The following is a 21,764-nucleotide window of genomic DNA, read 5'->3' as shown; positions in this document are numbered from 1 at the left end:
CGCTTTTAACCGCGCAGGTAAATGAAACAAGGAAATGACATATGACCCTCGGCCTCGATCAGGCGCAAGCCATCATCAAAGACTGTCTGCAATGGCGCACCGAAAATGGGCTGAAGCCCTTGACGGTCGCGGTTCTGGACAGCGGCGGGTATCTGATGGCCCTCGCGCGCGAGGACGGCGCCAGCAACCTCAGACCTGAAATTGCCCAAGGCAAAGCGCGCGGCGCGGTCGCCATGGGGCTGGGATCGCGGGCGCTGTATGAACGGGCCAAGACCGAGCCATTTTTCATCCAAGCGATGAATGCGCTTGCGCAGGGATCGCTGGTGCCGGTCGCGGGTGGTGTGTTGATAAAGCAGGATGGCGATATTTTGGGCGCGATTGGCATCACAGGTGACAGTTCCACCAACGATGAGGCCTGCGCGATAGCCGCGATCGAAAAGGCGGGATTCGTGGCTGACGGCGGCTGAGAAGGTAAGCCAAGTCGGGGCATCACTCCGTAAGGAGCGTGTCGTCTTGCCGCGGGATCGTCGGAAGCCCGATCATACGGTGGACGACAGGCCACCCCTTGCCTCGACGAAGTTTCAGCAGGCTCGTATAGTTTCCCCGTCGGTATGGGTGCAGCGCTCGTGGTGGTCCGCGTGTTTGGGGCGTGCAGGCGGATCGACAGCGATCTGCCGATGGAGAAGCTGGAGGCGACGGTGAAATCCGCTACGTTGAGCGATCTGCCTGCGCTGGGCCGCGACATCCTAAAAGGCCAGGTAAAAGGCAGGGTTGTGGTGGATGTGAATGGCTGAACGAGAGGGGTATGAGGGAAGGGTTTGGATCAGGAAGTGATATCCACCCCTGGCTGCCGTCAAACTGGACGAACCAATGGGCACACTCCGTGTCAAACCGATCTCTGCGATTGCTGGAGTAACCAATCTTTGAACAGAGTAGATGTCGGTAGCTTTTCGTTGACCCGTATATAATAGCCTTCATTGCACTTAGTCGCCGCACCATCAGCCAGAACTAGCTGGCCCGATTTTAGGGCGTGATGTGCTAAAATTTCGCTGACCAGAGCGACTCCGCTGCCATGCACGGCCAAATTCAAGGCAGCCCCGAACGAGTCCACGAAGAACTGAGGTGTGCGAAGTCCACCGATCGAGCCCTTCCAAGTTTTCCACCCGCCTGACGTGCCTACAGATTCAATTAGTGGGAGGGTCTCAATGTCACCTATTAGCTTGGGAGATTTCAACGCGACCAGTCCATTTGGCTCTAGCAGAACCGCATTCCGGCCAAATTGGTTGTGCGAGCCAAAGGGAATTTCGACATCGGCATGAATGGCCTGAAAATCGTCCGGCCAGATCGTGCTTAGAAATCGCAAACGGACGTTGGGGTTTTGTGCGGAAAATTCTGCAAGCCTTGGCGCGATGAGCCACTGCGCAACGCTGACCGATGTGGCGACCGTCAGCAGATTTTCGGAAGGACCCGTGTCAAAAGAGCGGGCAGCGGCAGTCAATGTCTCGAGCGCTGCGGCCACTTGCGGCAAAAGTTTTCGCCCGTCGTCCGTTAGGGACAGGCTCCGCGCGCGCCTGACAAAAAGAGGAACGCCAAGCGACATTTCCAGCGATTTGATGTGTTGGCTGACCGCCGATTGCGTCATCCCGATTTCGGTAGCTGCGGCTGTAAAGCTTAGCCTGCGGGCTGCGGCCTCAAACGCGCGAAACCACGCTAGCGGTGGAAGAGCTTTTGCCATGGTCAAGTTATCCATTAGTTTTGCTAATCCATGAGCCCCCAAATCATTCGTTTGTCAACGGAGGCGTCCCTGCCGATAGTCCGGGAAACTCAGTCAGGTAGGCCAGAATGAACCCGGAAATAAGAAAAATCGTAACATATGATGAAGAAGTTTTGGTCGAGGGGTATCGCGCTGCCGAGCGTCCTTGGCGCATGTTTGCGGTCGCAGTTGTCTTGCGCAATCCATGGGCCGGCCGCTTTGTCGAGGATTTGAAGCCGGAAATTCACGCATATGGTCCTGTGCTGGGCGAGATGATGACAGCGCGAATGATCGCGTTGGCGGGGTCTGGTGATGCGATTGAGGCCTACGGAAAAGCCGCTGTTGTCGGCCTGAACGGAGAGATTGAGCATGCCTCTGGCTTGATCCACACGCTGCGCTTCGGCAACCATTATCGCGAGGCGGTGGCGGCCAAGTCCTATCTGGCCTTCACCAATACACGCGGCGGCGCCAATGCGCCGATCATGGTGCCGCTGATGGACAAGAACGATGCGGGCCGCCGCTCGCACTATCTGACGATCCAATTTGCGATTCCCGATGCGCCGCGTGACGACGAAGTTATCGTGGTTTTGGGCGCTGCGATGAGCGGACGTCCCCATCACCGCATCGGCGATAGATATCAAGACCTGAAGGATTTAGGGCATGACCTGGACAACCCGGCAGCGGTCTAAGACTGGCTCGATAGCTGCAATTTCAGTCGGCGAAGGCTCACTGGTTCTAATGATTCACGGCGTCGGCCTACGCGCGGAGGCGTGGGCGGCGCAGATTGATGAACTGTCGAAAGCACATCGTGTTGTCGCGGTGGACATTCCGGGGCATGGGGAAAGCGCAGCCCTGAAATCGAGGGCGCAGATGGCTGATTTCACCGACGCAATCGCTGCGGTGCTGGATGCGCCAGCCGTTGTTGTCGGGCACTCGTTCGGCGCGATGATCGCCATGGATATGGCGACGAGATATCCAGATCGCGTAATCGGTGTTGCCGCGCTGAATGCGATATATCGACGCGATCCTGCGGCAAAATCCGCAGTATTGGCGCGGGCAGACAGCTTGGGTGGGGCTGCGGTGGCCGACCCCGGCGCGACGTTGGCGCGGTGGTTCGGCGATGCGCCGTCGCCTCAGCGGGACGCCTGCCATGGCTGGCTAAGCGGCGTGGATCCGGCAGGATACCGCGATGCTTACCGCGCTTTTGCGCGCGAGGATGGCCCCAGCAATCAGGAGCTGCGCGACATGCACTGCCCTGTGCTGTTTCTCACCGGGGGGCGTGAGCCAAATTCGACGCCAGAGATGTCGCAGCAAATGGCGGTTATGGTCAAAGACGGCCGGGCCGAAGTGGTGGACGGTGCAGCGCATATGTTGCCAATGACACATGCGTCAGAGGTGAATGTGATCCTGGCAGATTTTCTGAAAGAGCGAACAACATGACGCAGGTCGATCACCACGCGCTCCGAAATGCGTTTGGCTCCTTCATAACGGGTGTCACAGTCGTCACCGCATTGCGCGAAGACGGCATACCAGTCGGCTTTACCGCGAACTCATTTTCATCGGTGTCGCTTGACCCTCCGATGCTTTTGGTTTGCCCCGGCAAGTTTCTATCGAGCTACGATACCTTTGCTAAATGCACACATTTCGCGATCAACATTCTGGCCGAAGGGCAAGAGGAAGTATCGAACACGTTTGCCAGCTTCAAAGGAGATCGCTTTGCAAAGGTTGCGCATTCTGTGGACCTGCATGGTGTGCCATTAATTGACGGTGCAGCAGCCCAGTTTTCCTGCACAACACATCAAGTCACTCAGGCGGGTGATCATTGCGTTCTGATCGGCCAAGTGGCGGCATTTCACCATGCCGGACACCAAGGGCTTGGCTATGTTGGCGGGCAGTATTTTAGCCGCGGGTTAGAGCGCGCTGCCTTTGACGAAACAATTGGAACGGCTGTGTGCGGCGCGATTGTTGAGGATGGCGACACCGTTTTGCTAGAGCGAACTGCAGAAGGATTTCGGCCACCGCAATGTATGCATTCTGATCGCGGGCGCCTGATCGCCGATTTGCAAACCATGTTGGCAAGCAAGGGAATCACCGCCGAATTGGGCCAGGCCTATTCGGTATTCGAGAGGGCAAAGAACCGCGAGCATCATGCCTACTTTCTGGCGACTGGATCGTCGGATGGGGCGGACGCCGATGTGGTATCCGTCCCGATCTCAGAGTTGGGGGCGCTGACCTACACCACCCCTGCGATCGGACGCATGATGACCCGCTTCGCGCTAGAGGCGTCAACGCGTAATTTTGCATTCTACCTTGGCGACACCGAACATGGTGCCGTCCACAATCTGTCCGGAAGGACTTGAGCATGGACTTTTCTCTTTTTGCCCATATGGAGCGGATCTCGCAGGACCAGGAACAGCGCGTCTTACGACGAGAACTTATCGAGCTTGCCCAGATGGCAGACGAGGGCGGAATGCGTGCGGTTTGGACGGGTGAGCATCATGGAATGGATTTCACAATCGCACCCAATCCGTTCCTTAGCCTAGTTGATCTGAGTTATCACACCACGAACGTGCGGCTTGGAACTGGGACGATCATCGCGCCGTTTTGGCACCCGATCGCCTTGGCCGGTGAGGCCGCCGCCGCCGATCTCATCACGGATGGCCGGATCGAACTGGGAATCGCAAGAGGTGCGTATTCCTATGAGTATGAGCGCCTGATGCCCGGAATGGACGCATGGGACGCAGGCCAGCGGATGCGCGAAAGTGCGCGATTGCTTCGCAAGCTCTGGGCCGGTGATTGCGCACATGACGGAGCGTACTACAAGTTTCCGAAAACCACCTCTGCCCCCAAACCCGTGCAAAAGGATGGCCCGCCGATCTGGATTGCGGCGCGTGATGCCAGCAGCCATGCATTTGGTGTTGAAAACGGGTTCAACATTCAGGTGACGCCGCTCTGGCAAGGCATGGCAGAGATCGAAAGTTTGATGACTAAATTCAATGATGCCTGCGCCGCCCATGCCGGGCCGCGCCCCAAGATTATGTTGCTGCACCATACTTATGTGGCGTCAGATGCGAATGACACGTCCGTTGCCGCAAAAGAGTTGTCGCAATTCTACAACTACTTTGGCGCATGGTTTCAAAACAAGCGCCCGGTAAGTCAGGGCCTTATTGAGGGCCCATCGGAGGCTGAAATGGCCGCAAATGAGCTGATGTCGCCCGCAAATATGCACCGAGACCTGACCATCGGCACCGCGCAAGAAGTCATCGATCAGATCAAACGCTACGAGGATCTGGGCTATGATGAGTATTCGTTCTGGATCGATAGTGGCATGCAATTTGCCCGCAAGCGCGATTCCCTGTCACGGTTTATCAATGACGTGATGCCTGCATTTAATTGAGGTCCGATAATGACAAAGCTTCCCCACTTTCAGATGTTCATTGATGGCGCATGGTCCGAGGGCCACGCAGGCCAGGTGATGACCACGCGGAATCCCGCAACCGGCAAAGATTGGGCAACATTCGCCTGCGCCGGACCGCAAGATGTGGAGCGCGCGATTAGTGCGGCGCGGCGGGTTTTGAACGATGCCGCGTGGCGGGATATGACGCAGACACAGCGCGGCAAACTGCTGTATCGGTTGGGCGATCTTATAGAGGAAAATTCGGCTGCGCTGGGGCTGTTAGAGACCACCGACAGCGGCAAACTGCTGTCTGAAACTGCCACTCAGACGGCGTATGTCGGCGACTATTATCGCTATTATGCCGGTCTTGCTGACAAGATTGAGGGTGCCGTATTGCCTATCGACAAGCCCGATATGCATGTCTTTACGCGCCGTGAGCCGATCGGTGTGGTCGTGGCGATCGTGCCGTGGAATGCGCAGATGTTCCTGACCGCCACCAAGCTGGGACCTGCGCTCGCGGCGGGATGTGCCGTGGTATTGAAGGCGTCCGAAATCGCGCCTGCGCCGATGCTAGAGTTTGCAAGATTGATCGAAGAGGCAGGCTTTCCGGGTGGCGTTGTGTCTGTCATCACGGGGGACGCCGAAAACTGCGCGATTCCGCTAACCCGTCACAAAGATGTTGATCGGATCGCCTTCACAGGTGGCCCTGAAACCGCCCGTCATGTGGTCCGCAATTCGGCAGAGAGCTTTGCCGTCACTACACTGGAGCTGGGAGGGAAGTCGCCCATTTTGGTGTTCGACGACGCCGATCTGGAAGGGGCCGCGAACGGCCTGATTGCAGGTAACTTCGGTGCGTCCGGTCAAAGCTGTGTTGCGGGATCGCGTGGCCTAATCCATCGGCCAATTTATGAGGCGCTTGTGGCGCGGATCGCAGAAAAAGCCACTAATATTGTGGTCGGTGACCCTACGGACACAAGCACCCATATGGGGCCGCTCTGCACCGATGCCCAGATCGCTCGGATCGTTGAAACATTGGCGAAAGCGACGGCACAGGGTGCGAAAATCCGCTTTGGCGGCGCGCCTTTGTCGGGCGCGGGCAACTTCATGGTTCCCACGCTCGTCGAATGCGAAAACCACGACGTTGAGACGCTTCAGGTTGAGCTCTTTGGCCCTATCATGTCCCTCATCCCCTTCGACACCGAAGAGGAGGCCATCGCGTTGGCCAACTGCACACCGTTCGGGCTTGGATCGGGCGTATTCACGCAAAACCTTGCGCGCGCGCATCGGGTATCTTCACGGCTCAAAGCCGGTATTTGTTGGGTGAACACTTACCGCGCCATATCGCCGATTGCGCCGTTTGGCGGGTACAATCATTCCGGCTATGGCCGCGAAGCAGGTATTGATGCCATTCGCGACTACACCTGCACAAAAACCACTTGGATCAACACGTCCGAGAGCCCTATGGCCAATCCGTTTGTGATGCGTTGACGAACGTCTCTTCGCTGCACTTTCACGGCCCACACAGGATGGAGTTAAGCCAAGTTCAAGGCGGTGTCGTCATCTTGGGCGCTGAGCGACGAAAGAGCCGGCCCGCAACTATTTTCCCAGCTTGAGCCAAGCCCTTTGGCATGACGATGACAAAGATCACCAGCGCCAGCCCCAGAACCAGATTTCGAGCGTCGCCCATTTCCTTGGACAGTTCCACAACGATCATCATCGAGCCTGTGCCAATCAACGGGCCCCAAGTCGAACCCAAACCGCCAACCACCACCATTGCCAGAACGAACATCAGTGTCGAAAAATCAAACAGACTTGGCCCGGCAAAGCGGAAATGAGCGGCATAGACCCCGCCCGCAAGCCCGGTCAGAAACGCGGTGATAACGAAGGCTGCAATCTGATACTTCTTGCGATCAATCCCGCGGCTGCTTGCGTATCCGACATTGTCACGGATCGCCCGAAAGGCAAGGCCAAGCCGCCCGTGGATCACTACCACGACACCTAACACCGTGATCGCAAACGCCACCAGGACGGCGTAGTAGTTCCCGAGGATCCAGTTACCTTTAAGCATCGAACGGAATCCGAAATCATCAAAGCGCGAGAAGCCTGTGGAGCCGCCGAAAAGCTGCTGACAATTGTTACGCACTAGCGTGAAGCATTCAGTGTCGGTGATGATCAGCACATGCACCATCTCGGCGATGGCGTAGGTCAGCAATGCGACATAAGCGCCGGTCAACCGCAGGCAGGCCATTCCAACCACAACTGCCAATAGCGCGGATGCAAGCGCTGCCAGCGGGATTGCCGCCCAGACCGACAGGCCCACAAAGGTGACGCCCATCGCCATGCCGTAGGCCCCCACAGCGACGAACAACATCTGCGCCAGCGAGAATACACCGGCATGGCCCATCAGCACATTCCAGTTCATGGCGACCATCGCCCAGATAAAGAAAATAATCACCTCGCCCAGAAGGTAGCGTTCGCTGATGACCAGAGGCAGGGCTGCAAAGACGGCGATCACCGCCAGACCGATGATCAAATGACGCTGAAGCGTGCTCATAGCCGCACTACCTTTTCCTTGCCGAAGAGGCCCAAGGGACGCCAGATCAGCACGAGGATAACGAGCATCAGCATTGCCGGAAATCCGAAGCGCACTCCGAAGTAGAAGCCAATGGCTGCTTCAATCAGCGCCAAGCCAAAGGCGCAGATGCCGGCGCCCCAGACATTGCCAAGCCCTGCGACCACGCAGATCACGAACGCTTTGAGCAGCGGATCGCCCCCCATTTGCGGCGACAGCGTCGCCAGCGTCGAGATCATCAGCCCGGCGACGCCGGCCAGCGCACCCGCCAGCGCCATGACCTGCAAATAGACGGTATTTGTGCGCACACCCATCAGCATGGCCGCATCACGGTTTAGGGCGGTGGCACGGATCGCGCGCCCGAACTTGGTACGCAGCAGCAACCACGCCACGACGCCGATACAGAGCAAAGCAACAGCCATGATAACGACCGCCTGATACGTTATGCTGACCCCGCCCACAAAGAAAGTGCCCTCAATTTTGACGGGCTGCGGGTAGGGATAGCCGCCGTAGATCTTGAGCACAAAATCTTCGAGCAGGATGGCAAGGCCGGCGGTGGCGACGATTATATTCGTCTCAAACTCGGTCGAATGCAGCATGAAGCGCACGATCAGAAGGTGCGTTAGCATCCCTACAACCGCGCCCGCGATCACTGCCGCCGGAACCGCCAGCAACAGCGAGATGCCAAACGCAGAGGCGAGGCTGAACACCGCATAGGCCCCCAGCGTCATAAACATGCCATGCGCCATGTTGAACATGCCCAGCGTGCCGTAAATCAGCGAAAGGCCCACAGCCGCAAGGGCATACATCGACCCCATCGTGAGGCCGGTCACGATGATCTGGATGATAATTTCCATCTCAATGCCCTCCCAGATATGTTTTCATTATGTCCTGCGAATTATCCGCCTCATCGGGCGTGCCTGACCAGACGATATGTCCCGCGTCCATCAACAGCAGCCGACTAGCGATATCCATGACCCGGCTTGGGTTTTCCTCGACAATGATCAACGATAACCCCTCAGCGCTAAGCACGCGCAGCGCCTCATAGATCTGTTCGATCAAGAGAGGCGCGAGGCCCAGCGACGGCTCATCCAGCATCAAAATGCGGGCATCCGCCATCAAGCCGCGCCCGATCCCCACCATCCGCCTCTCGCCGCCCGAAAGCGAACTGGCAGGCTGGGTGCGGCGGTCCTTTAGCCTGGGAAAGAGCGCGAATACCTTGTCGAGCCGCTGGTTCACCTCGGGTCCGTTCGGCGTCAGATATGCGCCCATCAATAGATTTTCCTCGACGGACATCTCGGTAAAAAGCTGGTCGCCCTGCGGCACGTGGATCAGACCGGCCTCAACGCGAGTATGCACGCTGGATTTCTCCAGTCGCTTGCCCGCGATCTCTAATTGCCCCGATCGGAACGGCAGGAAGCCGGATAATGTGCGCAGCAGCGTCGTCTTGCCATGGCCATTGGGGCCGATCACGGACAGCACCTCACCCTCGATCAATTGCAGGCTCACGCCGTGCAGGACAGGGCGATTGAGGTAACCCGACACCACATCGCGCAAATCCATCAGATAGCTCATGCGCCTCGCCCCGTCCCGGCCGAGCCGAGATAGACCTCGGTCACCGTCGCGTCGGTGCTCAGGCCTTGCGGCGCGCCATCATAGATGACTTGGCCCTGATGCATAATCATCGCGCGGTCGGCGACGGATGTCAGGAAATGCATCACATGCTCGATGAAAACCAGCGTCAGTCCCTGTTCCTTGAGGCGCATCACCAAAGCGATGAATTCTTCGATCTCGGGCGGGGTCAGGCCGCCAACGGGTTCGTCCATCAACAAGATGTCTGGCTCGTTTACCAGCGCGGTCGCGACCATCAGCTTCTTGCGGACCAGCACGGGCACACCAGCGACCAGATCATCTGCGATATCCTCCAGACCCATGTCCGCGATGATTGCGCGGGCCGCGTCCCTGTCGGCGCGGCGCGTCAGCATCCAGCCGCCAGCACTGCGACGACCAAAGACTTGGGCAGCGAGCACATTTTCGTAGACTGTCAGCCCGTCAAAGCCGGAATTCAATTGAAACGTGCGGGATAGTCCCTTGCGACACAGATCATGTGGCGCGATGCCAGCAATGTCTTGGCCCATGTAGCGTATAGTCCCTTCGGTCATCGTGGAGAGGCCGCTGATAAGGTCAAAGAATGTCGTCTTGCCTGCGCCATTCGGCCCGCCGATGCCGACAACCTCACCGCGGCCGACGGTGAAATCCACACCGTCGACCGCCGCGAGCGCACCGTAGCGTTTGATCACGCCGCGGCACTCAAGTGCATTGACCTGCCCGTCCGGCATGTCGCTTAGCCCTTCATCCAAGGCGGCATCTGGAACGTGCCCTTTTCATAGGGCCAAGGCGAAATCAGAACCCCGTCCTGTGTCTTGTCTTGGATCTGGCTAAAGATATGGGGCATGCCGAGCGATGGATCGTTCGTCTCGGTAGGGTAGGACCACGCCGAATGCGTTTCGGGGTGGATGCGGAGTGTCCCCATCGGACCGCGATAGATCAGAGATTTCAGCCGCTCTGCAACGAGGCGGTTCTGGTCTTCCTCGTAGGGGCCGCCGGGGCCGCCGGCCAGCGCTGCCGCGATTGAATAGGCATACATTGCCGTGTAGGTCTGTCCGCCGCCATTTGGCGATGCGCTTGCGCCAAAGCGGTCCTTGTAGGCATCCGCAAATGCCGTGCCGATCTCGTCCTGTAGGGCGCCGATGACGGTCGCGTAAGTCACGCCGACCGAATTGTCACCGGCGATGTCCCGGAACGCGGCCAGCGAGGCGCCATACTGCATATAAACAAGGCTGTCGGTCGGATCGGTCATGAACTGGTTCATGAACTGCGCCTGATCGGAGGTATAGAAATGCGTGACGGCGATCACTGCGGGCGGATCTGCGCGCAGCTTGGCCAATGTGGGGCCCCAATCGGTGACGGGTACTTTTACCGTCTCAAACATCGACACGTCATAGCCAAATTCCGCCGCGCCATCCTTTAGCGCGTTTGCGATGTTAACCGAATAGGTGCCGGGGCCCGTGATGATAGCGATCTTGTCATTGGGGCGTTTGAATGTGCCCGCATTTTCAATTTCGGCGAGGAATTTCAGCAACCCGGCACCATACATGGTTTCTGGCGGGTCGTATTGAAACGTACCCCAGTAGCGGTCGGGATCAGATTTCACCAACTCGTCATGCACGGCCACGGTCATGCTGTGCATGGCGATTATTCCGGCATCTGCGGCAACGTCGTGCATCGCTGTGCCGGTCTCTAGGTTATAACCGACAATCAGCGCGCTGGCATTGTCACGGTCGATCAGGCGCTGCGAAGCTTGGATGACCACGTCATCGCCCTTGCTTTCTGTATCGACGAAAACGACCTGTAATGGTCGTCCCAGAATGCCGCCGGCCTCGTTGATCTCGTCCCGGGCCATTTCCATGCCGTTGCGAAACTCGATACCATCAGCGGCCACGATGCCGGTCAGCGGCGCGGGGCAGCCGATCACGATGGGATCACCTTCTTGGGCGTTTGCGGCGGTATTCAGTCCGGCGAGCATGGCTGCACCGCCGGCGGTTGCTCCGGCCCCCCGGATAAAGCTGCGGCGCGATGGATTGCTAGGTTGCGTCATGTTTCTGACTCCACTGTTGAGCGTACCGTTTTGAAAAACGATTTTTTCACGTTGTCGATAACCTGCTTCTGATCTCCACTCAGCTCCTGCCCACCATAGGCTGCGACAATGGCGGCGAATGGATCTTCGAACGTGGTGTCAGCACCCGACAGAGCTTCGAGTGTCGCCAACCCGCAGTATGGCACGTAAACAGCAGAGTATCCGCCTTCATGCGTCATGATAATGCGGCCCTTGGCATGTTTGTCTGCCACTTCCATTAGACGGGCGGTCATCCATGCGTAGTCGCCCGACGCCAGCATCTGCATCCCCAACGGGTCGAGCGCACAGGAATCAAAGCCGCTGGGCACAAAGATCATTTCGGGCTTGAACGCCTCAAGCGCCGGGATCACCAGCTCTTCGAATGCGGTACGATAAGCCCCGCTGCCGGATCCGGGGGGCAGAGGGATGTTTAGGTTCGCCCCTTCGCCGCCGTCGCGGCCCGTATCGGTATAGTCACCTGAATCCGGCGGATAGAGCCGGTTTTGATGCAGCGAGATCGTCAGAACGGACGGGTCGTCGTAAAAGATGGTCTCAGACCCGTTACCGTGATGCACGTCCCAATCAATAGTCGCGACGCGTTTAATTCCGTGTGCCTGTTGCGCGTGTTTCACGCCCAGCGCGGCGTTAGCGAAAATGCAAAAGCCGCGCGACCATTCCGGCTCGGCATGATGGCCGGGCGGGCGGCACAGCACATAGGCGTTGTCCCACTCGCCCGCGACCACCTTATCGACGGCATCAATAACACCGCCCACGGCAAGTCGCGCGATATCAAGAGTGGCGGGGCCGCCCGGCGTCATCTCGCCAAAGTCGCCGCCACCCGATGCACAGACCTTTGCAATGTGGTCGATGTGGCTTTGAGGATGAACCATGCGGATCGATTCGTCGCTCGCGGAATGAGGGCGCAGCGCGTGCAGGTGCGGCGCAAGATCCAGCGCCTCGACCAACCCGTGGAACCGACGTTTGGTCTCGGGATTTTCAAAGTGCATGCCGGGCTGGACGGTCATGCTTGGCTCGAAAAATCCGCAATAGTTCTGGGTGTCGTGCCAATAATAAAGCTCAGAAGTGACCCATCCGGTGCGGCGGGCACATTTCGTGTTGGTATGAAATTGCATCAAACCCCTCCCCTGTTTGGCCCCAGTTTCAACTGGAAGCTAAAATATGAAAATACCACCATATTGGTATTGTTAGGGGTCAAATTTACCATACGGTGGTAGTTTGAGCATCTGAGGAAAAGGTACATTGGATAAGGCCAGAGAGTACGTATTCCTGAACGACCTAATTCGGCTCGAAACGATTGAGGCGCTCAAGGCACCGCTTGTAGACTACTTTGAAGAAACATTTTCTGCGCAATGCCTGACGGTCATCCAGTTCAAGCGCGAAGGCCCACCAGTCACCCTCTTGGCGCATATCCCCGACACGGCGCTAAGCCAGTTTTTCGAAACCCAGTACGCCCGAATAGGGTACCTGTTGGATCCGTTCGCTATCGCCGCCTTTGGCGCCGACGATTTCACCGCTCATCAGCTGCGCGAGATTGCGCCAGATCGGTTTGAGACCAGCGAATATCACGCCCAGTATTACGCCCGCACAGGTCTGGTGGACGAATTGGGCGCGACCCTAAGGCTAAATGCCAACCTAGCACTGCATCTGTCACTGGGACGCTCGCGCAGCCACGGGCGGTTTCGCGCTGGCAATCTGCGTTACTTTCGCCAACTTTCTCCCCTTTTGATGAACCGGCTGAGGGCGATTACGCGCCGCCCTGTGGATATGTTGGAGCTGACGAGCGCGCCTGATCTGATCGAACGGTATCAAACCCTGCGCGGCGGCGGTGACAAGGATCTATCGCGGCGTGAGGCGGAAATAGCCGCGCTGATCGTGCAGGGACATTCTAGCCGGGCGGCGGGTCTGCACCTCGGCATCTCGGACCAGACGGTCAAGGTGCATCGGCGCAACATCTATAAAAAGCTACGAATTTCATCCCAGAATGAGCTGTTCTCGCTTCTGGTTGAACATATGAGAGACTGAGAAGCGCTATCTGGCAACAGATCTGATCGGGCCCTGTACGGATAGGGTGCTGATCGATGGGATTGCCGGGCAGCAACATTAAGCGGAACCTCAGCGGATTTGCAGGCGCGGCGGACGAACGCCGCAGGCGCGCAGGCCCATCAGATTGCGCACTTTATCTCCTGATCCGCGACTCGCTTGGAGGCACATAGTCGATGCCATATTTATAGTGCGTTCCCGGCGGTCCGCAGGGGGCCGCTTTTTGTAACAGCACCTGATCGAGATTGATCGTACTGTTAGGCCGAGAGCCCCCAGACACTGGATGCGATGTACTGCCGCCATTCTCGCTGGAAAGGACTATCACCAAAACTTCGCAAATCAACTGCTATTCAGACGCAAAATGGGCTGTTAACCTGACATGGAAACGTTTTCAGGGGGGGAGCGAATCGTGTGATCGAAAAAGCCAGCATCACAATAAAGGATGTGGCCCGCGAGGCGGGATGCGCCGTTGCGACGGCCAGTCGTGTGCTGAATTCGTCAGGGCCAGCCAGCGCGGAGATGACCGTGCGGGTGCGCCGCGCCGCGCAAGATCTGGGTTTTTCCTTCAGCGCCATCGGCCGCGCATTGCAAAGCCGCCGGTCCATGACCATCGGTTGCCTTGTGCCGTCGCTGGCGAACCCGGTGTTCGCCGAGGCGATGCAAGGCGTGCAGGACTGTCTGCGCGCGGCAGGCTACCAGCCGCTTGTTTGTGCGTCTAACTATGACGAGGCGGTGGACGAGGATATTTTGCGTACCCTGCTCGCCAGTCAGGTCGACGGGCTGATCGTGACCATGGCTGCGCCTTCGCGCAGTGTGGCGCTAGGAACGGCGGCGGTGCCCGTGTCGCTGATGTTTCACGATCCATTGCCTGGCTGTACCACCGCCTATGTCGATAACTTCGCCGCTGCTGGCGAGGTCGCCCGCCAGTTCATAGCGCGTGGGCATCACAGGCTGGGTTTCGTCGCGCTACGCTTTGCCGAATCCGACCGCTCGCGCAGCCGCTTTGCCGGGTTTTTGGCCGAATGCCGCGCCGCTAACCTGCCCGACCCCGCGCTGATCGAGATGGAGGAGCGCGACGCCCGCTGCCCCCGCCGCGTCGCGGACGTACTGCGCGCACATTCCGGGCTCACGGGCCTTTTTGCGTCAAACGATTTTCTTGCGTTGGCCGTACAAAACGCCGCCGGCCTTTTGGGCCGCGACGTGCCGCGCGATTTGTCAGTTATAGGCTTCGACGGCATCGGCATCGGCCGCCTGTTGGCCACGCCCCTCTCGACGATCGAGACGGACGCGGGCGCAATGGGCAGGCAGGCTGCCGGCACGCTGCTGGATGTCATGCAGGGTGGGGCGATTTGTCAGCCGCCGGCCCTGCCATTCGTTTTCCGCGCGGGGGCGACCCTTGCCGCCGCGCCGGAGAAAGTGGACGGCGGCCGGGCTGCAACCCCGCCACCGTCTGTTCCCCTCGCCTCAGTTCAAATCAAAACAAGGACGAACCAATGAGATATATGATCACGGCGGCCTTGGCCGCAACCACCTGCGCCGCAACTTTTGCCTCGCCCTCCGCTGCCGAGCAAGGGATCTGCTATAATTGCCCGCCGCAATGGGCCGACTGGGCCTCCATGCTGGAGGCGATTGACGAGCAGCTTGACGTTCAGATGCCACATGACAACAAAAATAGTGGCCAGACCCTAAGCCAGCTACTGGCAGAGAAATCGAACCCTGTCGCAGACGTCGCCTATTATGGCGTCACCACAGGTATCAAGGCTGGCGCCATGGACGTGGTTGAGCCGTACAAACCAGCGCTATTTGACGAAATTCCCGAGGGCCTGCGTGATCCGGACGGCAAATGGTTTGCCATCCACTACGGCACGCTCGGTTTTTTCGTGAACGTTGATGCGCTGGGCGGCGCCGAGGTGCCGCAATGTTTCGCTGATCTGAAAAAGCCCGAGTATCGCGGCATGGTCGGCTATCTCGACCCGTCGTCTGCCTTTGTCGGGTATGCGGGTGCGGTCGCGGTCAATATTGCGTTCGGCGGCGATCTGGACAACTTCGATCCGGCGATCAAGTTCTTTAACGAACTGTCCGAAAATTCGCCCATCGTGCCCAAGCAGACATCATACGCGCGCGTCGTATCGGGCGAAATTCCTATCCTGTTTGATTACGACTTCAACGCTTATCGCGGTAAATACGAAGAGGACGGCAATTTCGAGTTCGTACTGCCCTGCGAGGGGTCCGTGCGGGTGCCCTATGTCATGAGCCTGGTCAAGGGTGGCCCGCACCCTGAGGTCGGCAAGCGCGTGCTTGACTTCATCTTGTCAGACGCGGGGCAGGCGATCTGGACCAACGCCTACCTTCAGCCCGCCCGCCCGGTCGAACTGCCTGCGGAAGTTGCGGCCAAGTTCTTGCCCGCCAGCGATTACGAGCGTGCGGTGGCCGTGGACTACGCCAAGATGGAAGAGGTGCAAGCCGCCTTTGGCGAGCGTTACCTGTCCGAGGTGAAGTAGGCCTAAGTGATCTGGGGGCAGGGCCATGCGCCTTGCCCCTTTTTACTGTTCGGAAAGGGTCCGCCCATGTCATCCCGCACATTCGTTGCGCTTTGTTTTCTGCCGCTGGCAATCTTCACGCTGGCCTTCCTTGCGCTGCCGCTGGTGCGCTTGATCCTCGCCTCTGGCGAGAGCGAGGCTGGCTGGGCGATCTACCTCGAAATCCTGCAAAAGCCGCGCTACCTGTCAACGCTGATCCAGACGGTTGTGATCTCCGTTCTCGTTACTATTGCCGCGCTGGCAATATCGACCACCGCGGGGCTGTTCCTCGTGCGCAATAGGTTTCCGGGGCGCGGTATATTGCTATCAATCCTGACGCTGCCGCTGGCGTTTCCGGGGGTTGTGGTGGGCTTCATGATCATCCTTCTGGGTGGGCGCCAAGGCCTGATAAACCAGATCACGCCGGGTCATGTGGTGTTCGCCTACTCGGCCTTCGGTCTCTTTCTGGGATACCTGTATTTCTCAATTCCGCGCGTCCTTCTGACGGTTATGGCTGCCGCCGAAAAGATTGACCCGGCGCTGGAGGAGGCGGCTCTGACGTTAGGCGCTTCCCCATATCGCATCGTGCGCGACGTGCTATTACCCGCCCTCATGCCGGCGATGATCGCGGCGGGGGCCATTGCATTTGCCACGGCGATGGGCGCGTTCGGCACCGCCTTCACGCTGGCCACAAATATCGACGTGCTGCCGATGGTCATCTACACCGAATTTACCCTATCGGCGAATATTGCCATGGCGTCGGCCTTGTCGGTGGTCTTGGGGCTGGTCACTTGGGCCATGTTGCTAATCGCGCGCAGTTTCGCGGGCGGCACCGTGGCGGCGGGGGGCTAGGATATGCTGAAATCCCCTGCGAAAATTCTGCAACTGGCTGTCACCCTGATCGCCTGCGCCTTCCTTTTGGTGCCGACGCTGCAATCGGTGCTGGCGGGTGTCACGGTCAACTACTTCCAAGGCGTCAAATCCGGCCTGACGCTAAAATGGATCGGCGAAGTCTGGACGCTTTATTCATCGTCGATCTTCCTGTCGATCTGGCTGGCGTTCTGCTGCCTCATCTGCACGCTTTTTATCGGCGTGCCCGCCGCCTACGCGCTGGCGCGCAACCCCGGCCGCATGTCCCGCGTGCTGGAGGAGTTTATCTCGTTGCCTCTCGCGATCCCCGGCCTCGCCCTCGCTCTGGCGCTGCTGCAAGTCTATGGCTCGGTCCAGGGCTTTCGCGCGCATTGGAGTTTTATCCTTGTCGGTCACGTTCTTTATACGCTGCCCTTCATGGTTCGGTCGGTTCTGTCGGTCATGGCCGCCATCGACCTCAAAACGCTGGAGGAGGGGGCGGCCTCACTCGGCGCACCCGCATGGCGGCGGTTCATTGACATAGCTGTGCCCAACGCGTTGCCCGGCGTTCTGGCCGGATCGCTCACGGTTGTGACGCTGTCGATTGGCGAATTCAACCTGACATGGATGTTGCACACGCCGTACCTGAAAACCCTGCCTGTCGGGCTGGCTGACAGCTATGCGTCGATGCGGCTGGAAATCGCATCGGCCTACACGCTGGTGTTTTTCATCATGATCGTGCCGCTGTTGATGGCCATGCAATGGGCCTCGGCCCGCGCGCAAAGGATACTCACATGACGCTTAAACTGTCAGGCGTCGCCAAGACGTTTCCCGGCAATATCCGCGCGCTGACGCCCGTCGATCTGGATATAGCCGAGGGCGAGATCGTGTCGCTGCTGGGCCCGTCGGGCTGTGGCAAGACGACCCTTCTGCGTATTATTGCGGGGCTTGAAACTACTGATGCCGGCGGCGTCATCCGTTTTGGCGGCGATGACGTGACGGCCCTGTCGGTGGTGCAACGCAAAGTCGGGATGGTGTTTCAGTCCTACGCGCTCTTTCCCAATATGTCGGTGCGGCGCAACATTGGCTACGGGTTAAAGATGCAGAAATTGCCCAAGGCCGAGATAAACGCGCGCGTGGATGAGGTAATTGCGCTATGCCGCCTCGGCCCCTACGCGGATCGCCCGATTAATGCGCTTTCGGGCGGGCAGCGCCAGCGCGTCGCCCTCGCGCGCGCCTTTGCACCTCGCCCCCGCATTTTGCTGCTGGATGAGCCATTGTCGGCGCTGGATGCGGCTCTGCGTGGCCAGCTTCGGGACGAGCTGGCGGTACTGTTGCGCACATTCGGCATCACCGCGATCTTTGTCACCCATGACCAGACAGAGGCGATGGCGATTGCCGACCGCGTTGCTGTCATGTCGCATGGCAGCATCGCTCAGATAGGCACGCCAGAGGCGCTCTACCGATCGCCCGCGTCGCCTTTCGTGGCGCGGTTCGTCGGCGATGCGATGCCCTTGGCTGGGCGGATCAGCGGGGGTGCGCTGCATTTAGACGGCGGTGTTTTACCGCTGGATGTGGCAGATGGCGGTACGGCCTTCGTGCGCGCCGAGGATGTGAAGCTGGACGAGAATGGCCCCCTGACGGGCCGGATCGACGCCGTCACCTTCTTGGGCACACACTATCGCATCGTCTTGTCCGGCATAACGCCAGAGCCGCTGGCCCTGCTGCATGTCGGGGCCAGCGCGCCTAAGGTAGGCGAGATGGTCCGTCTCAGCATAGCGCCGGGTGCCATCTTGTCCTTTGGCCCTGAGGCGGAGATCGCCTAATGCCCGCGTTCATCCAGATCACCGACACCCATATCGTGCCCGAGGGGCAACTGGCCTATGGTAAGTCTGACACCGCAGCCGCGCTGCGCGAGGCTATTGCCACCGTGAACGGCGTCCTGCCGCGTCTGGACCCAGTGGAGTGTGCGATCATCACCGGCGATCTGACCGACTTTGGCACGTGCGCCGAATACGAACGGCTAAAAGCGACAATGGCGGATTTGGATCTGCCATACATGGCTATTCCCGGTAACCATGACGCGCGCGACACGATGCGCGCGGCCTTTGCGGATGAGGCTTGGATGCCTGACGTTGGCCCAATCCAGTGGAGCCGCGACTTTGGTGAGTTCATGCTAATCGGCCTCGATACGCTGGTTGAGGGTTCACATCATGGGATACTCAGCGACGAGGGATTTGCATTTTTGGACGCCGCGCTTGCCGCTGCGAACGGCCAGCCCGTGGTGGTGGCGACCCACCACCCATGGATGCACTCTGGCGTGATCGCGATGGATACCAATAACCTGCGCAACGGCGGTGCCCTGCTGGCGCGGCTTGAGGCGTATCCCGGCTCAGCGCGCATGATTTCAGGCCATGTTCACCGCACGCTGACCACGCAGATCGGCCGTGTCACGTGCCAGATTGCGCCCGCGCCCTGCCATGCCGTCCATCTGTCCCACCTGCCTACGTCGGTGAATTCGCTGATTATGGAGCCAGGAGGTGTCACGCTCTGGCAATGGCATAATGCGCCGCAGCCTTGCCTTGTGTCGAACGTTATTCCCGTAGGCCGCTTTGGCGGGCCGTGGCCCTTTTATGGGTAGACTGCTTCATTGCCGTCGATCTCGTGGTTCTTGCAGTGCAGATCTCGTTTCTTCAGCTGTCACTTTGGCTGCCGGCGATGATGCAGTAGCGACATGCGCATGGCCAGAAAACCACCAGTCGAAGCTTGGCAACTGCGACGCGCACGACTCACACCGTCTTCCCTCTTTTCCGTACGTGGTAACGCAAGCTGCCGAAGTCGCGTTGCAATAAGAGGTGACGCCAAACGTGCAGAACCTATACGTCAGATCCTACACAGGTGACGGCCCCATGTCCGGCCAAAGGCACAGAATCCAATTCAATTCTGCAGCAACATCTAGGCAAAGCATTCATGAGGCACATTAGTCATTCACTTTGGAAAAAACGCGCGCCTTGCGAGACCAGAATTGACAACATCGAAAACTTTCGTGCAAGTTATGCGTGTAATTGAGGCCGAGTTTCGTCGTTGAGCCCAATCCAACTGGATCACTTTTGATAAAAATGAAATATATTATATTTTGCTTCGTGCTATGCGTCGCATCGTTCAGCTTTGGTTTTATTGGTCGCCACTTGGAGCTTCCACCGCACGAGTTTCTCCGGTCCCTTTACCGAAAGTATGCCCCGCACCCTCCAGTCAGGATGGCAGATTTCACCATAGATACCGCCGAAATTTCAAAAGGGTTGGTTGAGTTAAACGAAAACCTTGAAACGGTACGTGATAGGCTGAAAGAGCGTGTTATCCTGCCCGAGGACCTTGTGAAAATATCTACAGAAGCTATCGACGATCGACAGACCGAGATTAGCGCAAAACTATACGGCATTAACACAAGAGCAATCCTATCCAAAGCGCCCGAGAGCGCATCCTGCCTCCGCGTTTATATGCAGGGCCATGGTGGGGACCCATTTGGGTTCAAATATCACGAGGCTCTGCGGGACTCCTCGAATGAGGCGGGTTGCGATTTTTTATCTATGTCAATGGTGGGGATCGGCTTGAACACAGGCGCCGTAGAGTTTCCATCGGGAAAGTATCCAGGGCAGAAAACGCGTCTGAATTGGAGAGAAGCGCACCGGCACGGCAACTTCTTTTTGTACCATGACAATACTATGCCAGAAAGAGACGCACTGTCGCTGTTTCTTTCGCCGCATTACTACACGATCAAATCGGTGATGGATAACTATGACGAAGTGTCGCTTTTGGGCCTGTCCGGCGGAGGGTGGTACACAACCTGGATGGCTACATTGATCCCGCAGGTCGACTATGCGATCGTCTACGCTGGCAGTTTGCCGATGATATATCGTACGACCGAGAAGTTCTTTGGCGATTACGAGGAAATGGCCAGCCCAACATATTCTGACGTCGACTATTGGCAGCTTTACTTTCTGGCGAGTCAAACTGCAGATGCGGGCGCAAAGCGAAAACTATTTTTCGTTTTCAATGATCAGGACCCATGCTGCTTTATGGAGCCAGCGGCAAGTCATTTCAAATCTGTAGCCAAAGAGGTATATGACGACAATGTTGAAGTTATCGTGGACCAACATACCTCACACGAAATGAAGGTGTCCGTTGTTCAGGCGATTTGGGACAGTGTAGCGCTTGCAAAAAGTTCAACGAGTCCGAGCGGTGAAGCAAGTTCTGGAACAGCCCCTACAGTCAATTAAATAGGACTATAATTGGATTGTTCAGCCTCCCGGCTCATTGTTCGAGATGCGGCCAATTTTGACGGTTCTGCTCGTCTTGAGCGTTTCAGGTGTCGAGCATTGGTCGAAGGCTGCTTCGTTTCGCGACGTCCGGTTGAAGCCGCCATCGACAGGGCGTTTTTGAAAGTTAACGCCATTACCGGCTGATTTTTAGCTGCCTTAAATCTCAACTGAGTCCTTTAATTCGCACGCCCGATGAGGAATGAGGTTTGGCTGTAGCTGGGTGGTTTGCAATTAGACTGCATGCACGGCGGAAGTTATTCCGCCGTGCAAAATAATGCCGGAGTAATCAGCGGTTCACGTCTGCTGCGGGCGGAAGCGGGCCATTGGACTGCATATCGCGCCCCATGGTCATCTCACCCCTGGTTACGCTCTGGGAATGGGCGTCAGCGCGGTCAGGTTGAACCTTGCCGTCGATAAAGGCGCCGTTGTGCCCGACGCTGCCTTTCGTCATTACGCCTGAACTTGTCCCGGCGCTCGATGCAACAAATGGGTGATGGCCTGTTTTGAAGCCGTTATCTGCCTGGGCGACGCCGCCTGCGGAAATGGCGCCGATAAGTGCCAAGGCTTGGATGATATTGCTTTTCATTGTGAAGATTCCTTCTGCTCTCGTTGTCGATG

The 21,764-nt window shown here is 58.0% G+C and carries 22 protein-coding genes and 1 pseudogene; 15 read left to right on the top strand and 8 right to left on the bottom strand.

Going from position 1 to position 21,764, the window contains the following annotated elements; translation table 11 throughout:
• Nucleotides 1-41 precede the first annotated feature (41 nt).
• Together MK6180000_RS14045 and MK6180000_RS14040 are read left to right on the top strand one after the other, a co-directional pair.
• Nucleotides 42-467, top strand: coding sequence for a GlcG/HbpS family heme-binding protein (locus tag MK6180000_RS14045; RefSeq protein WP_138935298.1), 426 nt, complete (start codon nt 42-44; stop codon nt 465-467).
• A 180-nt stretch (nt 468-647) separates the two neighbouring features.
• A pseudogene (locus tag MK6180000_RS14040) lies at nt 648-794 on the top strand (oxidoreductase); the annotation flags it as partial.
• A gap of 92 nt (nt 795-886) precedes the next feature.
• Here MK6180000_RS14040 and MK6180000_RS14035 read toward each other — a convergent pair.
• Nucleotides 887-1,735 (bottom strand): LysR family transcriptional regulator, encoded by an 849-nt coding sequence (locus tag MK6180000_RS14035; protein WP_138935297.1) that lies wholly within the window; start codon nt 1,733-1,735, stop codon nt 887-889.
• Between the two features lie 107 nt (nt 1,736-1,842).
• On the opposite strand from MK6180000_RS14035, the gene MK6180000_RS14030 reads away from it, so the two are divergent.
• The 5 genes from MK6180000_RS14030 to MK6180000_RS14010 are packed head-to-tail and all read left to right on the top strand — an operon-like array spanning nt 1,843 to nt 6,638.
• Complete coding sequence (locus MK6180000_RS14030; protein ID WP_138935296.1) at nt 1,843-2,442, top strand: amino acid synthesis family protein; 600 nt, start codon at nt 1,843-1,845, stop codon at nt 2,440-2,442.
• Entirely contained in the window at nt 2,414-3,193 is a 780-nt protein-coding gene (locus tag MK6180000_RS14025; RefSeq protein WP_138935295.1) for an alpha/beta fold hydrolase, read from the top strand. Before MK6180000_RS14030 ends, MK6180000_RS14025 begins: the two co-directional genes overlap by 29 nt.
• On the top strand, nt 3,190-4,113 hold the full coding sequence (locus tag MK6180000_RS14020) for a flavin reductase family protein (RefSeq protein WP_138935294.1): 924 nt from the start codon (nt 3,190-3,192) through the stop codon (nt 4,111-4,113). The genes MK6180000_RS14025 and MK6180000_RS14020 overlap by 4 nt, the downstream gene beginning before the upstream one ends.
• Nucleotides 4,114-4,115: 2 nt before the next feature.
• Nucleotides 4,116-5,150 (top strand): LLM class flavin-dependent oxidoreductase, encoded by a 1,035-nt coding sequence (locus MK6180000_RS14015; RefSeq protein ID WP_138935293.1) that lies wholly within the window; start codon nt 4,116-4,118, stop codon nt 5,148-5,150.
• 9 nt (nt 5,151-5,159) lie between these two features.
• The gene (locus MK6180000_RS14010) at nt 5,160-6,638 is read left to right on the top strand and encodes an aldehyde dehydrogenase (RefSeq protein WP_138935292.1); all 1,479 of its coding nucleotides are present in this window, start codon (nt 5,160-5,162) and stop codon (nt 6,636-6,638) included.
• Between the two features lie 55 nt (nt 6,639-6,693).
• Here the strand turns inward: MK6180000_RS14010 and MK6180000_RS14005 are convergent, their stop codons facing one another.
• Genes MK6180000_RS14005 through MK6180000_RS13980 form a run of 6 tightly spaced genes read right to left on the bottom strand, consistent with a single transcriptional unit; the run spans nt 6,694 to nt 12,531 of the window.
• On the bottom strand, nt 6,694-7,704 hold the full coding sequence (locus MK6180000_RS14005; protein ID WP_138935291.1) for a branched-chain amino acid ABC transporter permease: 1,011 nt from the start codon (nt 7,702-7,704) through the stop codon (nt 6,694-6,696).
• A complete protein-coding gene (locus tag MK6180000_RS14000; RefSeq protein ID WP_138935290.1) occupies nt 7,701-8,579 on the bottom strand; it encodes a branched-chain amino acid ABC transporter permease in 879 nt (292 codons plus the stop codon). Before MK6180000_RS14000 ends, MK6180000_RS14005 begins: the two co-directional genes overlap by 4 nt.
• Before the next feature lies 1 nt (nt 8,580).
• Complete coding sequence (locus MK6180000_RS13995; RefSeq protein WP_138935289.1) at nt 8,581-9,297, bottom strand: ABC transporter ATP-binding protein; 717 nt, start codon at nt 9,295-9,297, stop codon at nt 8,581-8,583.
• Nucleotides 9,294-10,061 carry an ABC transporter ATP-binding protein gene (locus MK6180000_RS13990; protein WP_138935288.1) on the bottom strand — a complete coding sequence of 256 codons (768 nt, stop codon included), beginning with the start codon at nt 10,059-10,061 and terminating at the stop codon, nt 9,294-9,296. The genes MK6180000_RS13995 and MK6180000_RS13990 overlap by 4 nt, the downstream gene beginning before the upstream one ends.
• A gap of 5 nt (nt 10,062-10,066) precedes the next feature.
• A complete protein-coding gene (locus tag MK6180000_RS13985; RefSeq protein WP_138935287.1) occupies nt 10,067-11,380 on the bottom strand; it encodes an ABC transporter substrate-binding protein in 1,314 nt (437 codons plus the stop codon).
• Nucleotides 11,377-12,531, bottom strand: a complete 1,155-nt coding sequence (locus tag MK6180000_RS13980; protein ID WP_138935286.1) for a class II histone deacetylase — start codon at nt 12,529-12,531, stop codon at nt 11,377-11,379. Before MK6180000_RS13980 ends, MK6180000_RS13985 begins: the two co-directional genes overlap by 4 nt.
• A 127-nt stretch (nt 12,532-12,658) precedes the next feature.
• On the opposite strand from MK6180000_RS13980, the gene MK6180000_RS13975 reads away from it, so the two are divergent.
• The 8 genes from MK6180000_RS13975 (at nt 12,659) to MK6180000_RS13940 (ending at nt 21,104) form a co-directional block, all read left to right on the top strand.
• The gene (locus MK6180000_RS13975) at nt 12,659-13,441 is read left to right on the top strand and encodes a helix-turn-helix transcriptional regulator (RefSeq protein WP_138935285.1); all 783 of its coding nucleotides are present in this window, start codon (nt 12,659-12,661) and stop codon (nt 13,439-13,441) included.
• A 429-nt stretch (nt 13,442-13,870) separates the two neighbouring features.
• Complete coding sequence (locus tag MK6180000_RS13970; RefSeq protein ID WP_138935284.1) at nt 13,871-14,956, top strand: LacI family DNA-binding transcriptional regulator; 1,086 nt, start codon at nt 13,871-13,873, stop codon at nt 14,954-14,956.
• Nucleotides 14,953-15,960 (top strand): ABC transporter substrate-binding protein, encoded by a 1,008-nt coding sequence (locus MK6180000_RS13965; RefSeq protein ID WP_138935283.1) that lies wholly within the window; start codon nt 14,953-14,955, stop codon nt 15,958-15,960. The genes MK6180000_RS13970 and MK6180000_RS13965 overlap by 4 nt, the downstream gene beginning before the upstream one ends.
• A gap of 66 nt (nt 15,961-16,026) precedes the next feature.
• Nucleotides 16,027-16,830 carry an ABC transporter permease gene (locus MK6180000_RS13960; RefSeq protein ID WP_138935282.1) on the top strand — a complete coding sequence of 268 codons (804 nt, stop codon included), beginning with the start codon at nt 16,027-16,029 and terminating at the stop codon, nt 16,828-16,830.
• Nucleotides 16,831-16,833: 3 nt separating this feature from the next.
• Entirely contained in the window at nt 16,834-17,625 is a 792-nt protein-coding gene (locus MK6180000_RS13955) for an ABC transporter permease (protein WP_138935281.1), read from the top strand.
• Nucleotides 17,622-18,653 carry an ABC transporter ATP-binding protein gene (locus tag MK6180000_RS13950; RefSeq protein WP_138935280.1) on the top strand — a complete coding sequence of 344 codons (1,032 nt, stop codon included), beginning with the start codon at nt 17,622-17,624 and terminating at the stop codon, nt 18,651-18,653. The genes MK6180000_RS13955 and MK6180000_RS13950 overlap by 4 nt, the downstream gene beginning before the upstream one ends.
• Nucleotides 18,653-19,468 carry a phosphodiesterase gene (locus MK6180000_RS13945; protein ID WP_138935279.1) on the top strand — a complete coding sequence of 272 codons (816 nt, stop codon included), beginning with the start codon at nt 18,653-18,655 and terminating at the stop codon, nt 19,466-19,468. Before MK6180000_RS13950 ends, MK6180000_RS13945 begins: the two co-directional genes overlap by 1 nt.
• A gap of 616 nt (nt 19,469-20,084) precedes the next feature.
• Nucleotides 20,085-21,104, top strand: a complete 1,020-nt coding sequence (locus tag MK6180000_RS13940; RefSeq protein WP_138935278.1) for a hypothetical protein — start codon at nt 20,085-20,087, stop codon at nt 21,102-21,104.
• 328 nt (nt 21,105-21,432) lie between these two features.
• Here MK6180000_RS13940 and MK6180000_RS13935 read toward each other — a convergent pair whose 3' ends face one another.
• Complete coding sequence (locus tag MK6180000_RS13935) at nt 21,433-21,732, bottom strand: hypothetical protein (RefSeq protein WP_138935277.1); 300 nt, start codon at nt 21,730-21,732, stop codon at nt 21,433-21,435.
• Between the last annotated feature and the right edge of the window lie 32 nt (nt 21,733-21,764).

Origin of the sequence: Roseovarius arcticus (genome assembly GCF_006125015.1) — a bacterium.
GTDB classification, from domain to species: domain Bacteria; phylum Pseudomonadota; class Alphaproteobacteria; order Rhodobacterales; family Rhodobacteraceae; genus Roseovarius; species Roseovarius arcticus.
The sequence above is the reverse complement of the archived record's forward strand: the minus strand, read 5'-3'. Positions and strand labels throughout refer to the sequence as shown.